Source organism: Mucilaginibacter sp. FW306-07-L, assembly GCF_058782065.1.
Genome location: NZ_JBYSXI010000001.1, coordinates 719158 through 734488 on the forward strand (window position 1 = coordinate 719158; position 15331 = coordinate 734488).

At 44.6% G+C, this 15331-nt stretch carries 16 protein-coding genes; 15 read left to right on the forward strand and 1 reads right to left on the reverse strand.

What is annotated here, in order from left to right; genetic code table 11:
• Positions 1-19 precede the first annotated feature (19 nt).
• Positions 20-1963 carry a KUP/HAK/KT family potassium transporter gene (locus AC3WJC_RS03275; protein WP_492397642.1) on the reverse strand — a complete coding sequence of 648 codons (1944 nt, stop codon included), beginning with the start codon at positions 1961-1963 and terminating at the stop codon, positions 20-22.
• A gap of 190 nt (positions 1964-2153) precedes the next feature.
• Between AC3WJC_RS03275 and AC3WJC_RS03280 the strand changes: the two genes are divergently transcribed.
• The 15 genes from AC3WJC_RS03280 (at position 2154) to AC3WJC_RS03350 (ending at position 15330) form a co-directional block, all read left to right on the forward strand.
• On the forward strand, positions 2154-2639 hold the full coding sequence (locus AC3WJC_RS03280) for a T9SS type A sorting domain-containing protein (protein WP_492397643.1): 486 nt from the start codon (positions 2154-2156) through the stop codon (positions 2637-2639).
• Positions 2640-2844: 205 nt separating this feature from the next.
• The gene (locus AC3WJC_RS03285) at positions 2845-3456 is read left to right on the forward strand and encodes a fumarylacetoacetate hydrolase family protein (RefSeq protein ID WP_492397644.1); all 612 of its coding nucleotides are present in this window, start codon (positions 2845-2847) and stop codon (positions 3454-3456) included.
• Positions 3457-3462: 6 nt separating this feature from the next.
• Positions 3463-5178 (forward strand): M23 family metallopeptidase, encoded by a 1716-nt coding sequence (locus tag AC3WJC_RS03290; RefSeq protein ID WP_492397645.1) that lies wholly within the window; start codon positions 3463-3465, stop codon positions 5176-5178.
• Positions 5179-5184: 6 nt separating this feature from the next.
• A complete protein-coding gene (gene bcp, locus AC3WJC_RS03295) occupies positions 5185-5646 on the forward strand; it encodes a thioredoxin-dependent thiol peroxidase (protein WP_492397646.1) in 462 nt (153 codons plus the stop codon).
• A 42-nt stretch (positions 5647-5688) separates the two neighbouring features.
• Positions 5689-6564, forward strand: a complete 876-nt coding sequence (locus AC3WJC_RS03300) for a transketolase (RefSeq protein ID WP_492398983.1) — start codon at positions 5689-5691, stop codon at positions 6562-6564.
• A 133-nt stretch (positions 6565-6697) separates the two neighbouring features.
• The gene (locus tag AC3WJC_RS03305) at positions 6698-7663 is read left to right on the forward strand and encodes a transketolase family protein (protein ID WP_194101127.1); all 966 of its coding nucleotides are present in this window, start codon (positions 6698-6700) and stop codon (positions 7661-7663) included.
• 29 nt (positions 7664-7692) lie between these two features.
• Complete coding sequence (locus AC3WJC_RS03310) at positions 7693-8250, forward strand: RNA polymerase sigma factor (protein WP_492397647.1); 558 nt, start codon at positions 7693-7695, stop codon at positions 8248-8250.
• A 52-nt stretch (positions 8251-8302) separates the two neighbouring features.
• Positions 8303-9139, forward strand: coding sequence for a hypothetical protein (locus AC3WJC_RS03315; RefSeq protein WP_492397648.1), 837 nt, complete (start codon positions 8303-8305; stop codon positions 9137-9139).
• Between the two features lie 2 nt (positions 9140-9141).
• A complete protein-coding gene (locus tag AC3WJC_RS03320) occupies positions 9142-9627 on the forward strand; it encodes a hypothetical protein (protein WP_492397649.1) in 486 nt (161 codons plus the stop codon).
• Between the two features lie 398 nt (positions 9628-10025).
• Positions 10026-11096, forward strand: a complete 1071-nt coding sequence (gene nuoH / locus AC3WJC_RS03325; protein WP_492397650.1) for an NADH-quinone oxidoreductase subunit NuoH — start codon at positions 10026-10028, stop codon at positions 11094-11096.
• Between the two features lie 61 nt (positions 11097-11157).
• Positions 11158-11745: a 4Fe-4S binding protein gene (locus tag AC3WJC_RS03330; protein WP_492397651.1), complete on the forward strand. Its 588-nt coding sequence runs from the start codon at positions 11158-11160 to the stop codon at positions 11743-11745.
• A complete protein-coding gene (locus AC3WJC_RS03335; protein WP_492397652.1) occupies positions 11742-12290 on the forward strand; it encodes an NADH-quinone oxidoreductase subunit J family protein in 549 nt (182 codons plus the stop codon). Before AC3WJC_RS03330 ends, AC3WJC_RS03335 begins: the two co-directional genes overlap by 4 nt.
• The gene (nuoK, locus tag AC3WJC_RS03340; protein WP_492397653.1) at positions 12287-12592 is read left to right on the forward strand and encodes an NADH-quinone oxidoreductase subunit NuoK; all 306 of its coding nucleotides are present in this window, start codon (positions 12287-12289) and stop codon (positions 12590-12592) included. The genes AC3WJC_RS03335 and nuoK overlap by 4 nt, the downstream gene beginning before the upstream one ends.
• A gap of 2 nt (positions 12593-12594) precedes the next feature.
• Positions 12595-13269, forward strand: a complete 675-nt coding sequence (locus tag AC3WJC_RS03345; RefSeq protein WP_492397654.1) for a TonB-dependent receptor plug domain-containing protein — start codon at positions 12595-12597, stop codon at positions 13267-13269.
• A 3-nt stretch (positions 13270-13272) separates the two neighbouring features.
• Positions 13273-15330 carry an NADH-quinone oxidoreductase subunit 5 family protein gene (locus AC3WJC_RS03350; RefSeq protein WP_492397655.1) on the forward strand — a complete coding sequence of 686 codons (2058 nt, stop codon included), beginning with the start codon at positions 13273-13275 and terminating at the stop codon, positions 15328-15330.
• Position 15331 lies beyond the last annotated feature (1 nt).

Genomic DNA, 15331 nt, shown 5'->3' on the forward strand with positions numbered 1-15331 from the left:
GTTAGGGTTCCCGCTTTTTCTATATTATCCTTCGCATATCCACGTTATCAGGCGTGGTGAGCATCAGCGGTACTTTTTCAACCGTTACAAAGCTCAGGTCGAGGCCAAAGCCGCGCTCTTCGGATAAGCTGGCTTTTTTAAGCTGCACATAAATATCCATTATTAACTGCTCGTAAAACGACAGGTTATGGGAGCGCGACAGCGTTTTTTCGATCACCACGAAACGGAAATCACCCACAATATTATGCTTGCTGAGTGATTTGTACTGGCTGGTGATGTTTACCTCGCCATTCTTCACCAGATCCTCAACCACCCTGCGGAACAATACGTTGATCTGCTGCTCCACGCGGAAACCTAACTTAAAATCGATACGGATCAGCTTGCCCGGTACCAGGAAGTCAACCTCATACTCGCGGGTGTAAGGTTCATCCACCACATCAACGTGCACCAGCCAGTAAACATCGGCACGTTTGGGCTGCTTTTGCAGGATGGAATAAATGATCTTTGATTCCACCTCCGAGTTAAAGTTGGCGCTGGTTAAGTATACCAGTTGCGATGAATATTTGGGTACCGTTTCATCGTCGCTCAACTCATTAATGATCTGGAAATAATCTTCAATCTCAATAAACTTAACGTAGCGGTTCTTGATCTTGCGGGCGGTATGCCATGTCCACATCACTACAAACAGCATAAAGCCGATGGACAGGGTGAACCAGCCGCCATGTACAAACTTAACCAGGTTGCCCAATAAAAAGGTGCCTTCAATCAGTAAATAAACCACAAAAAATAATGCGATCAGATAAGTAGGTACCTTGCGGCGCTGCAAAAATTTGGATACCAATATGGTGGTCATCAGCATGGCTACGGTAATACTTAAACCGTAAGCAGCCTCCATTTTTTCGGATTTTTCAAACAATAAAACTACCAAAATACAGCCCGCGCATAGTATCCAGTTGATGCTGGGTACATATAATTGTCCCTTTTGATCGGTAGGGTAGTTGATGCGCACTTTAGGCCAAAGATTAAGCCTTACCGCTTCGGCTATCAACGTGAACGAGCCGGAGATCAATGCCTGGCTGGCAATAATAGCCGCTATTGTCGCGATACCGATACCAAATATCAAAAAGCCCTCAGGCATAATAAGGTAGAACGGGTTTTTATTACCCAGGTATTCGCCGTTATGGTTTATAAGCCATACCGCCTGGCCAAGGTAATTTAACACCAAACAGGTTTTAACATAGATCCAGCTTACGCGGATGTTTGAGCGGCCGCAATGCCCTAAATCAGAGTATAGAGCTTCGGCACCCGTTGTACACAGGAAAACCGCGCCTAATATTACAAAGGCATTCGGGTTATTGCTTAACAGGTTGTAAGCATAGTAAGGGTTTAATGCTTTGAGCACCCATGGCATTTGTACAACCATCATGATACCCAGTATGCCCATCATCGAAAACCAGATGAACATGATAGGGCCGAAGGCCTTACCTACCAGCGAAGTACCAAATTGCTGTATGATGAACAGCAACGCTATAATGATCAGCACGATTTGATAAGTAGGCAGCGTCATCTGCGGAAAGCGCGTATGCAAGCCCTCAATGGCTGATGATATAGTAATAGGTGGCGTAATAATACCATCGGCCAGCAGCGCACAGCCGCCTACAACGGCGGGCACAATAAGCCACCTGGCTTTACGGCGTACCAGTGAAAAGAGGGAGAATATCCCGCCTTCGCCCTTGTTATCGGCCAATAAAGTTATTAAAACGTATTTAATGGTAGTTTGGAGGGTAAGCGTCCAGAAGATGCATGAAACGCCGCCTAATACAATGGTTTCGTTTATAGCTTGTGCACCAACAATTGCTTTAAATACGTACAGCGGTGATGTTCCGATGTCGCCGTAGATGATCCCTAAACTAATGAGCAGTCCGGGGACTGTCAGTTTCTGAAGGTCTTTATGACTTGACACTATATTTTATAAAAGATGCAAAATTATAAAATTTACAGAACAAACTTAAACTTATCAACTTCGTATAAGTCAGTACCTATAACTTTACAATATTACACCCATTTTGTTAAAAATTGTTAAATTTTAAATATAAAGGCTAACTTTTTGAATAGGCTTGGTGTAATTTATACATTTGTAGCAGTGTAACTGTATGAAGCAAAAATTTACTCAATTCAATTTATGGACAATAGTGATCGCGATAGCGGTGACCATGAATTTTGCTTTCGCGGGTACATCAGCTTCGCAGGATAGCCTGATCCTGAAAAAGAAAGGCAAAACATCGTACCTGAAAAGTGGCTTGCCTTTTACCTTGCCGCCTTTAAAACCGGGTACCGTATCAACCACCAAACTTAGTGTTAACCGTCAGGATGATAAGTTGTTAAGCAACGTGCAGATTTACCCGAACCCGGTTACCGATCAGATCAACCTGCGTTATGACCTTTCGCGCAACACCAACGTTACCATTAAGATAGTAGATATGCTGGGTAACGATGTGGCCACCATCTTCTCGCAACGTGTTGAATCCGGCGACCAGAAATTTACCTACATCATCAACAACAAATTAAGCCGCGGCTTTTATTTCCTCCGCATTATAGCCGGTACCGAATCTACTATTAAAAGGCTTTCGGTATTGTAGTCATTAGTGGTTAGAGGTCAGTGATTAGTCTTTTTAGTAATTGATCATTAGGCATTAGTCATTTGGTTGGATATGATTGTAGTATTCGCTACTCACTATTAACCAAACTGACTCACCAATAATGTCCATCCACTAATCTCTACTCACCAACCACCAATCTCTCACTCAAATTAATTAGCTTTGACGTTTTACCATACTGCTATTTATGAAAATAATTGCCATCGGGCGTAACTATGCTGAGCATGCCAAAGAGCTGAATAACCCGGTACCAACTACCCCGGTTATTTTTATGAAGCCGGATACCGCGCTGTTAAAAGAAAATAAGCCGTTTTACTATCCCGAATTTAGTGAGGATGTACACTACGAGGCAGAGCTGGTGCTGAAGATCTGTAAGGAAGGCAAGCATATCAGCGAGAAATTCGCTGCCAATTATTATGATGAAATAGGGTTGGGGATTGACTTTACCGCTCGTGATATACAATCAAAACATAAAGAAAAGGGTTTACCCTGGGAACTGGCCAAGAGCTTTGACGGCTCGGCACCCATTAGTAATTTTTTACCGAAGGATAAGTTCGCTGATCTGTACAACATCAATTTCAGCCTGAATATTAATGGCGAAAATCGTCAGGCAGGCAACACAAAGGCACTGCTTTTTTCGTTTGAACGTATCATCGCGTTCGTATCTCAATACATCACCCTGAAAAAGGGCGACCTTATTTTTACCGGCACACCCGAAGGGGTAGGCCCGGTAGCCATAGGTGACCACCTGGAAGGGTTTATTGAGGGTGACAAAATGCTTGATTTTTACGTGAAATAATACCGGATGATGCTAAAAAAGCTTAGGGCGCTTGCTGCCTTTCTATTACTATGCACTGCCGCCACCGCGCAGGATGTTATACAAACCAGTTTTTACCCTAAAGATGTTTTTCGTTATCCGCTTGATCTGCCGCCAAGTACGGCGGGCTCATTTGGCGAACTAAGGCCCAATCACTTTCACTCCGGGCTCGATTTTAAGACCAACCAGCGTACCGGCTATCCTATCTATTCTATTTTAGATGGCTTTGTATCTCGCCTGCGCATACAGTACGGCGGCTTTGGCCGGGCGGTATATATTACGCATCCTAATGGTTTTACCTCCGTGTACGGGCATTTGGAAAAATTTAGTCCGGAGATAGAAGCACTGATACGCGATTACCAGATCCAGCAGCAAAGCTATGAGGTTGATTTCAGGTTGCTGCCCTTACAACTCCCCCTCAAAAAAGGCGAAGTTTTTGCCTGGACGGGCAACGCCGGCGCATCAGCCGGGCCGCACCTGCACTTTGAGCTGCGCGACAGTAAAACAGAAGAAACCATTAACCCGCAGTTATTCGGCCTTACTATCCCCGATAAGATACCGCCAACACTCCAGGCCATTGCCACCTACAATTTTGCCGATGGCGCGCCCTTCAGCGAAAAAACGCCGCACATGTTTTTGGCGGTTACCGGTGCGAACGGTCAGTATCACCTGAAAAACAATCAGCCAGTACACTTAAGCGGCAACACGGGATTTGGCTTAACCGCTTATGATATGAATAGTGTATCGCCTAATCATAACGGTATCTACTCTGTAGAGTTAAAACTGGATGGCACTACGGTTTACACTTTCGCGGTAGAGCGCTTTGGGTTCGATCAAACCAGGGCCATCAATGCTTATCTGGATTACCCTGCCTTCTTAACCTCCCGCCGCTGGATGCAGAAGTGCTTTGTGCCGCCGGGCAGCAATGTATCGTTATACCCGCAATCGGTAAACCGGGGTATTATTAATTTTGATGATGATGCCATGCACGAGGTACAATACGTGGTGCGCGATGTTGCAGGGAATACCTCAACGCTTACCATTAACGTTAAATCATCAAAAAACGAGGTGAAGCCCTTTATATCCAAAGGCCCTTTATTTCAGTACGATAAAACCAACGAGTTTAATAATGACAAGATTAAGATAATTATCGCACCCGGTAATTTGTACGATAATCTCGACTTTAACTACGCCCGCCTGCCGCGCAAGCCCGGGGCATACTCAGAAACCCACCGTATACATAACCGCTTTACACCGCTGCACGAAAGTTTTAGCCTTTGGATAAAACCCGACAGCAGCATTGGCCACAATGCCGATAAAGCGGTGCTGATTAACACCGCCGGTAATCTGGCTATTGGCAAGTTTGAGGATGGTTATGTAAAAGGCCAGTGCCGCTTTTTTGGCGATTATTACATTAAGGTTGATACCGTGCCGCCGGTAATTACGCCGGTGAATATTCATGACGGCAGCAACCTATCAGCAGCCAAAAGTATTAACCTGCGCATGAGTGATAACCTGTCGGGTGTAAAAAGCTATACCGGTAAGATAGACGGCAAATGGGTATTGGTTGAGCACGACTACAAGACTAAATTGTTAAGATATTATTTTGATGATAATATTAAAAACGGAAAACATACATTTGAACTGACAGTAACCGATGCTAAAGACAATGCATCGCAATTTAAAGCTACCTTTTACCGATAGAAGAATATGGCAACATTAGCAGTTGGCGATAAAGCCCCCGATTTTGACGCGAAAGACCAAAACGGCAAAGCCGTATCACTGGGCGATTTTAAAGGCAAAAATGTGATACTCTATTTTTATCCGAAGGATGATACCCCTGGCTGTACTGCCGAAGCTTGCAGTTTTAGGGATAACTATCAATCATTAATAAGCCAGGGCTTTGAGGTGATAGGGGTGAGTACAGATGATGAGAAATCGCACAAAAAGTTTGAAACCAAATATAGCTTGCCCTTTACGTTGATTGCTGATGAGAGCAAAGAAATTGTAGAGGCCTACGGCGTTTGGGTTGAAAAAAACATGTACGGCAAAAAATATATGGGTACCGCGCGTAAAACGTTTTTAATTAACGGAGATGGTATTATCGATAAAATTATTGATAAGGTAGATACCAAAAACTCATCGCAGCAGATATTAGATGTGTTGAAATAACACCTATATATCAGATTAATATTTATTTTAGCCGAAATTTAAATTTATTGCAATAAAACCTATCATTTAATGAAACAAGACATAGAGCAATTAAAACAAACCGCATCCCAGGTACGTCGTGACATTGTCAGGATGGTACATGGCTGTCAGTCAGGCCACCCGGGTGGTTCATTAGGTTGTACCGACTTTTTGGTAGCCCTTTATTTTAACGTGTTAAATAACGATCCATCTTTCAACATGGATGCCAAGGGCGAAGACCTGTTCTTCCTTTCAAACGGACACATTTCACCGGTATTTTACAGTGTGTTGGCACATGCCGGTTACTTTGATAAATCAGAATTAGCTACCTTTCGTAAACTGAATTCAAGGTTGCAGGGCCACCCAACTACCCACGAGGGTTTACCGGGTGTGCGTATCGCTTCGGGTTCATTAGGCCAGGGCCTTTCAGTGGCTATTGGCGCTGCTTTGGCTAAACGCCTTAATGGTGACGACAGCATTGTTTACACCCTGCATGGTGATGGCGAGCTGCAGGAAGGACAGATATGGGAAGCAGCTATGTTTGCTCCGCACAACAAATTAGACAGATTAATTGCTACTGTTGACTATAACGGCCAGCAAATTGATGGCCCTACCGAAATGGTACTGTCATTAGGTAACCTGAAAGCAAAATTCGAGGCCTTTGGCTGGGAAGTGCTTGAGGAGCCAAATGGTAATGATATGGCCAGCGTTGTTGCCGTGCTTGAAAAAGCCAAAAGCTTAACCGGTAAAGGCAAACCTATCGCTATCCTGCTAAAAACAGGCATGGGCTACGGTGTTGACTTTATGATGGGCAGCCACAAATGGCATGGTGTAGCACCTAATGATGAGCAACTGGCAGCAGCTTTAGCTCAGCTTGAGGAAACACTGGGCGATTATTAAGCCAGGCCCCCTGAAGGGGGTGGCAGTTGCGGTTGCAATAGCAGTCACAATTGCAGATAGTTTGATCTAAATAATACATATCACAATAAAAAAATAAAAAGTCCTCTCCCCCGGAGAGGATTTAGGTGAGGTTATGAAAAAATATACTTACACAGATAAAAAAGATACCCGCTCGGGTTTTGGCGATGGCCTGCTTGAAGCCGGTAAACGTAACCCCGAAGTGGTTGCACTTTGTGCTGACCTGGTGGGCTCATTAAAAATGGCCGACTTTATCAAAGCATTCCCTGAGCGCTTTTTCCAGACCGGTATTGCCGAGGCAAACATGATTGGTATGGCAGCAGGTTTAACCATTGGCGGTAAAATTCCGTTCACAGGTACCTTCGCTAACTTTTCAACCGGCCGTGTTTACGATCAGATCCGCCAGTCGGTAGCTTATTCTGACAAGAACGTAAAAATTTGCGCGTCGCACGCGGGCTTAACCCTGGGCGAGGACGGTGCGACACACCAGATACTGGAAGACATCGGCCTGATGAAGATGTTACCCGGCATGACGGTGATAAACCCTTGCGATTACAACCAAACCAAAGCGGCTACTATCGCTATTGCCGAGCATCATGGCCCGGTATACCTGCGTTTCGGTCGCCCGGTAGTACCAATCTTTACTGATGCTGATCAGAAATTCGAGATCGGTAAAGCATGGATGGTTAACGAGGGTGCTGATGTATCTATCTTCGCTACCGGCCACCTGGTATGGGAAGCTATACAGGCAGGCGAAAAACTGGCTGAGGAGGGTATCGATGCCGAGATCATTAACATACACACCATTAAACCATTGGATGCTGAGGCTGTCTTAAAATCAGTAGCAAAAACAGGTTGCGTGGTAACTGCCGAAGAGCATAACCGTTTAGGTGGCTTAGGCGATAGCATTGCACAATTACTGGCTGTTAACAACCCAACTCCGCAAGAGTATGTGGCTGTAAATGATAGCTTTGGCGAAAGCGGTACACCTGCACAGTTAATGACCAAATATGGTTTGGATGCTGAGCACATCATCGCCGCTGCTAAAAAAGTAATAGCGCGCAAAAAACAAAACAGCTAAGTTCTTTATTTAGGGTATAAAGATTTAATATGGCCGCACAGGCTGAAGACGAAGAAATATTAAGCAAGTTTCGGGACGAACGTACCAGGAATGAGGCTTTTAATCTGTTACTTAAGAAGTATCAGCAAAAGATCTATTGGCATATTCGCCGTATGGTTATTGACCACGACGATGCCGACGACCTTTCGCAGGATGTTTTTGTAAAGATATGGAAGAACCTGCCCGGTTTTCGTAACGATGCGCAGTTGTACACCTGGATGTACCGCATTGCTACCAACGAGTGCATTACATTTTTGAACAGAAAGAAAATGAAAAATAATGTACCGCTGGATGATGTAGCCTATGAACTGGCCGAGACATTGGCCGATTCGACATATTTTAATGGTGACAAGGCCCAGCTTAAACTACAGCAGGCCTTGCTCACCTTACCCGAAAAACAAAAACTGGTGTTTAACATGAAGTATTTTGATGATATGAAGTACGAAGAGATATCAGAAGTACTGGGTACCAGTGTAGGCGCGCTAAAGGCATCGTTCCATTTGGCGGTTAAAAAGATCGAGGCCTATTTGCTATCATCAGAATTATAATTTTTTATAAATCACTTTAAACCTTTTGCGAAAGTATTAATCTAATGAGGGTATGAAGAGCGATATGGAAACAAGAGATTGGCTAAATGAATTTACAGCACTAAAGAAGGTTAGCTCAAATAACCCGTTCACAGTGCCTGCAGGCTATTTCGATGACCTTCGCGAACGCACGCTTTCCCTTAAAAATTTAGATGATATTACGGCACGCGCTGCCGGGTTTACCGTTCCCGAAAATTATTTTGACGAGCTGAACGGTAACATTAACAGCCGTATTACTGTAGCCGCCGCGTTAAATGTTGATAATACAGGTTTTATTTTACCTGATAACTACTTTGATGAATTGAGCAGCAACATTCAAAGCCGCATTAGTATTGAAGAAGCTGTTAACAGCGAAAACATAGGGTTTGATGTGCCCGAAGGTTACTTTGACAACCTGCAGCAAAACATTACCGCGCGATTAGCAATTGAAGAGGCCGTAACTGCCGACGAACCTTTTGCTGTACCTGCCGGGTATTTTGATAAGCTGAACGCTGCTATTTTAAGCAAAACCGTAGAGGCCGATGAGCAGCCGGTTGAGCTGCAACCTGCCGCTACGCAGCAACGCGGTGTAGTGCGCAAGTTTTTTACATCAGGCATTTACCGTTACGCGGCTGCCGCCTGTGTTACTATTGCTATTGGTGTAACCTTCTTTTTAAACAAAGGTACCCAGGCTACGCCGGAGCAAAATCCGCAGGGAGAATCGTTTTTACACAGCCGTTTATCAAACATTCCGCTGAATGAAATTCGTGGTTATGCTGAGCAAAACCTTGATGCCGGCGAAACACAATCGTACATCAGCGAAAAAGTTAGCGATGAGGAGTTGTTAGATTATATTGATACTGAACTTTAATAATGAGCAATCTGGCCGGAAGAGTATATATTATCATATTGTTTGTGCTGGGAGCGTGCTTAAATGCTAAAGCGCAGGTACCTGACAATGCCCGTGGTTTACGTTATCAGCAAAATAAAACCAATACAACATCACGCTTTGCCAAACTGGCTAACGCTAAAAAGGATTATTTTGAACGCCAGTTAAACCTTACCGCTGCCGAATCAAAAAAGTTTTGGCCCTTGTACCGCCAGTACCAGCAACAACTGGTAAACATTCGCAGGCTAAAACGCCTTAATAACTCAAGTGCCCAGCCAAACGGTACCGAGCAGATCAACAAAGAGCTGTACTACGAAACCGAGTTGGTAAACATTCATAAACGCTACAAAGATGAATTCCTGAAAATATTACCTGCCGAAAAGGTAAGCGAGCTTTACAAAAGCGAAAAGGAATTTAACGACGAAGTGCTCAAACAACTTAGCGAGCGAAGCGAACGCGCCGGAAATTAATTATCAGGTTTAATTACAGTTCATTTAAGCAAAGTACAAGAGAACATCTGATGTTTTACTAATACAGATATTTCTCGCTTTCTCATGTGGATACACTTTAAAGCACAACCATAAATATACTTGCCTTCCGGCATCAGTAATGCCCGGAGTAGTACAAGCCCTGCCAAAGCACAACCTTTCACCGGGCAGGACGTAGCCGGCAGCTTTTGCTTCTTTTGTCTGCACAAAAGAAGTTTAGGACAAGTAATAGAAATGCGTAACGTTATCAAATTTGAATTTAATTTGAAAATTAAAAGTCGTCTCCCGATTTCATAAATCAAAAACCTGCCATAATCTACCAAACACATAGAATATTTAGCGGGCATTTGCTAAGTTTGCAGCCAAAGTAATTTTGTGCATTGAGTAATTACCTGATATATTTTCTTGTTGCTGCCGGGCTGTTCGCGTTTGCTGCGTTATTTGCGCTTTTCGGGGTATATGCTGAACGTAAAATATCGGCATATATTCAGGACAGGCTTGGCCCAACCGAGACCGGAAAATATGGCTCGCTGCAAACCTTTGCCGATATTTTGAAAATGATTCAAAAGGAATTGATCATTCCGGCAAAGGCGGATAAATGGCTTTTTATACTGGCACCTGTAATCATATTTGTTGCGGTTTATATGGGTTTTGCCGCTTTGCCCTGGGGGCCGGGCCTGGTGCCGTCAAAAATAAATATTGGCCTGTATTATGTGTTCGCCATAATTTCTATAGAAACATTGGGCATACTCATGGCGGGCTGGGGCTCCAACAATAAATACTCTATTTTAGGCGCTATGCGTTCGGCCGCGCAGATCATTTCGTACGAGATACCGGCAGGTTTCGCTATCATATCCGCAGTAATGATCGCGCAGTCGTTGGATTTGCAGGTGATCTCCACACAGCAAGGCGTAGCATCACCAGAAACCATTAAGTTTTTTGGTTTTTGGGACGTGACCAGCATTGGCGGATTGCTGAGCTGGAATATATTCAGGGCACCGCATTTAATTATAGCATTTGTTATTTACTTTATATCATCATTAGCTGAAGCTAACCGCGCGCCGTTTGATATACCCGAAGCGGAATCAGAACTGGTGGCCGGTTTCCATACCGAGTATTCAGGGTTGGGTTTTGCCTTTGTGTTTCTGGCTGAGTATTCGATGATGTTCCTGGTATCAATGATAGGCGTTGTGCTTTTTTTGGGTGCCTGGAATACACCATTGCCAAACATGGGGTGGTTAAAATTAGCTGACTGGACAACCAATATTTGGTGGGGGATATTTTGGGTGGCGATTAAAAGCCTGGCCCTGGTTGGCGTACAAATGTGGATCAGGTGGACATTACCCCGCCTGCGTGTTGACCAACTGATGAACCTTTGCTGGAAAGTATTAACCCCGCTGGCCTTCGCCTGTATACTGATATCGGGCGTATGGCGATTATGGTTGATGTGATTAGAGATTAGTAATCAGAGATTAGAGTTTAGTATTTAGATTTTAGAATTATATAAACAGCATGTTTAAAAGCGCGATAAATGGCTTAACTACTGCATGGAAGGGGATGACCCTGACCATAGGCCACTTGTTTGCGTCGAAAAAAGCGCGTGAGGTTACCCGGGTAAGTGATGATAATTACTTTAAAAAGCTCGAGGGAACAAATACCATACAATATCCGAAACAGCAACTGCCCGTGCCCGAGGTTGGGCGCTACCAGTTGGATGTGGAGATGGATGATTGCATTGTGTGCGATCTGTGCGCCAAGATTTGTCCGGTGGATTGTATCGATATAGAAGCTATTAAAGCTACGGAAGCTATCGGTCAAACGTCCGACGGTACCACCAAGCGCCTGTACGCCGCCAAGTTTGATATTGACATGGCCAAGTGCATGTACTGCGGGCTGTGTACCGTGGTTTGTCCTACCGAGTGCATCACCATGACGAATACGTACGACCGTACCGTATTTGAACTGAATGACCTGATCTACGAATTTTCGGACATGACCAAGGAAGAGGCCGACGAAAAACGTGCGCTGCTCGAAAAGCAAAATGCCGAAAAACAAGCCGCCAAGCTTGCCGCCATGAAGAAGAAGGAGGAAGGGCAATGATGCTGGTGAAGGTGATGTTTTACGTATTAGCTGCAATCGCTTTAGGATCTGCCTTATATGTGGCCGCTTCAAAAAACCTGGTACGCTCGGTATTTATGTTTTTTGTTACCCTGTTTGCACTAGCGGGTTTATATGTGCTGGCTCTGGCGGATTTTGTGGCCATTACCCAGATCGTGATCTATGTAGGCGGCATTTTGGTGTTGATCCTTTTCGCCTTTATGCTATCCGGTCGTGAAACACTGGATGCTGTCCAAAAGCAGAAAGGCAAATTCATCAGCCTAAGTAAACTGCCCGCTGTATTACTTGCCGCACTGTTTTTTGTGGTCATGTTTATCGTGTTAAGGCAAGCCGGGATTGATGAATTAGACTGGGTAAGAACAAGTATAGCCGAGGGCAACGTAATTAAGCCCGATGGTATTCAGATTGAAAACATCGGCGTAAACCTGATGACCAGCTATTTGCTGCCATTTGAGGTAATATCCATATTGCTGATGGTGGCGCTGGTGGGTGCCGCCCACTTATCACGGAAGGAGCAGGAAGCATGATCGCTTTAAGTGATTTCCTGTTGTTGAGCGCAGCACTGTTTTGCATTGGCCTGTACATGGTAGTAGCCAAGCGCAACGCCATACAAATACTGATAGGTATCGAGCTGATGCTGAATGCCGCTATATTAAACCTGGTGGCCTTTGGTAAGTATGATAAGCTCAATAACAGCGGACAGGTGTTCGCCCTGTTTGCCATTGTGCTTGCCGCGGCAGTTACTGCTGTAGCGCTGGCTATCATACTCAATGTATACCGTCAGTATAAAACTATCGATCCGTCTAAAATTAATAACCTGGGAGATTGAGTATGCGGAAAGTTATTTACATCATTATGCTGATGGTATTTTTTGCGGTTGAGGCAATAGCCCAAAGCGACTCAATGTCCGCTAAAAATAGTCAGGATCCATTGCCTGTACTTGATGGCAAAATCACTACTCCGGCAAAGGTTAAGCAATTAGGGTTATCAGCCATTAAAGGCATGTGGGTAATTAAGGACAATAATTTTCAGGCTAAGTATGGTGAGGCCGGACGTAACGGAGTGGTATTTATCAGCACACAGCATACCGAACTATCTGCAGCAGATACTGCGGCTAACACACAGTCCCTGATATTGCTTGACAGCGTTGAGATAGATGCCGATTCTATGAAAAAGCTGCCACCTGCTAATATAGATAATGTACAGGTTTTTAAAGATAAGCAAGCTACTGACCGTTATGGAATTAAAGCCGCTAAAGGATTAGTATTGGTCACCAGTAAAAAGCCTGTACGGTTGGTGTCTTTTGCTACTGTGGGGCCAAATAATCCATTATTGCTGGTTGATGGCGTTGAAAAGGATATCAAAGAACTGGAAAACATCAAGCCTGAAAGTATAGAGAAAATACAGGTACTTAAAGATGTTGGAGCAACCGCTATATACGGTATAAAAGGCGCTCATGGCGTTATCCTCGTCACAACAAAAAACAACAAGAAAATAAAGAACTAAACATTGATACCCGATCAGGCACATATAGCTCATATACAAACGTTCCACACGGTGGTAGCGGTGGTATTGCCGTTGCTTGCCGCTATTATAAATAATTTTATCCCCAACAAGGTAAAGGTCACCGGGTGGATATCAACCATTGCTATATTATTGAGTGCTGCCTTTGCCATCAGTGTTTTTGCCGCGGTTTGGAATACTACCACCATACATACACAGCAGCTATGGTTTACCATTGGCGCTACCAAGGTTTATGCCGGTGTATGGCTCAATAATTTATCGGTTATGATGCTGGCATTGGTGCCGGTCATCGCGCTGCCGGTGCACATCTACTCCATGGCGTACATGAAGGAAGATGAACGCTTTAACCGCTACTTTACTTACCTCAGCTTCTTTTGTTTCAGTATGCTGGCGTTAGTGGTGGTTGATAGTACCATACTGCTTTATGCTTGCTGGGAGTTGGTGGGCTTTTCGTCATACCTGCTCATTGGGTTTTGGTTTACACGCGATAAGGCAGTGAAGGCCAATAAAAAAGCCTTTATCATGAACCGGATAGGCGATATAGGCCTGCTCTCGGCCATCATCATCCTGTTCGCGCAATACGGCACGTTTGATTTGGTTCTGTTATTTGGTGATAACGGCTTAGTATCACGGTCTGTTATCGAAAACGGAATATGGATAGCCCCCGCCGGGCGATTACCTGCCGTATGGCAATACGTAGCTTTTGCGGGAATATTTTTGGGCATGGCAGCTAAGTCGGCACAGTTCCCGTTACATACCTGGCTGCCCGATGCTATGGAGGGGCCAACCTCGGTGTCAGCACTGATCCATGCCGCTACAATGGTGGCGGCGGGCGTTTTCCTGCTGGGCAGGGCATACCCGTTGTTTACGCCCGGAGAGTTAAGCGTGTTTGCCGTTATCGGCTGCTTTACCGCGTTTATGGCGGCAAGCATCGCCCTCACACAGAACGATCTGAAACGTATATTGGCTTATTCCACCATATCGCAACTGGGCTTTATGGTGCTGGCTATGGGGGTTGGGGCTTATGCTTCGTCACTATTTCATTTGGCAACGCACGCTTTTTTTAAATGCCTGCTGTTTTTGGTAGCCGGTATCGTGATCCACGAGATGCAGCATATCAAGCACGAAAACCATCTCGATATCGACCCGCAAAATATATTGTACATGGGCGGCCTGCGTAAAAAGCTGCCGCTTACGTTTATTGCCGCCGTTGTGGGTAGCCTGGCACTAATCGGTTTATTGTTTACCTCAGGCTATTTGTCAAAAGATGGCATATTGATACAAGCCTTTGAATGGGCAGAGGGCAAGGCATGGTACTATCAACTGGTGCCCGCCGGTGCATTAGTAACCAGTTTGCTAACCGCCTTTTATGTGAGCCGTTTAATAGTAAAGGTATTTTTTGGTAAGTTCCGATTGTTGGATGTTCATCCCGGTATTAAACTGCATATCAGCGATGGTGGCTGGAATTATAAACTGCCGCTAATCTTGCTGGCACTGTGCAGTTTGTTCCCGCTATTCTCGATGCATCCGTGGTTGTATGAACATGCCTGGCTGTACGAAGGCTTTGTCCCGTCAAACCACCTGGCACGCGAAAACATTTACCACTCACTCATCCCCATCGGGGTAAATATTTTTAGTGTGATGGTTATCTACCTGGCTTACGCGCTGTACGTAAAACGTAACTATGTTGCCCCGCAAGCGGGATGGCTGTTTAAACTATCATACAACCAGTGGTATATTGATGCATTTTACCATAAAGTTATTGTAAATGGTGTGCTGGCATTAAGCCGCCTGCTTTACTGGTTTGACCGTACGGTTATTGACGGACTGGTAAAACTGCTGCGTAACATAGTTGGCTTACTCTCCTCGCTGGCCGAGTGGGTCGACCGTTATATTGTGAACGGCGTTATATACCTTATAACTGTTTTGGTAAAGCGTATTGGCAATCTGGCCCGCCTGTTTCAGGGTGGTAAGGTGCAATACTACCTGTACAGTATGCTGGCGGTAGTGCTTTTAGTGTTTATTTTTAAATTACTCATCTGAG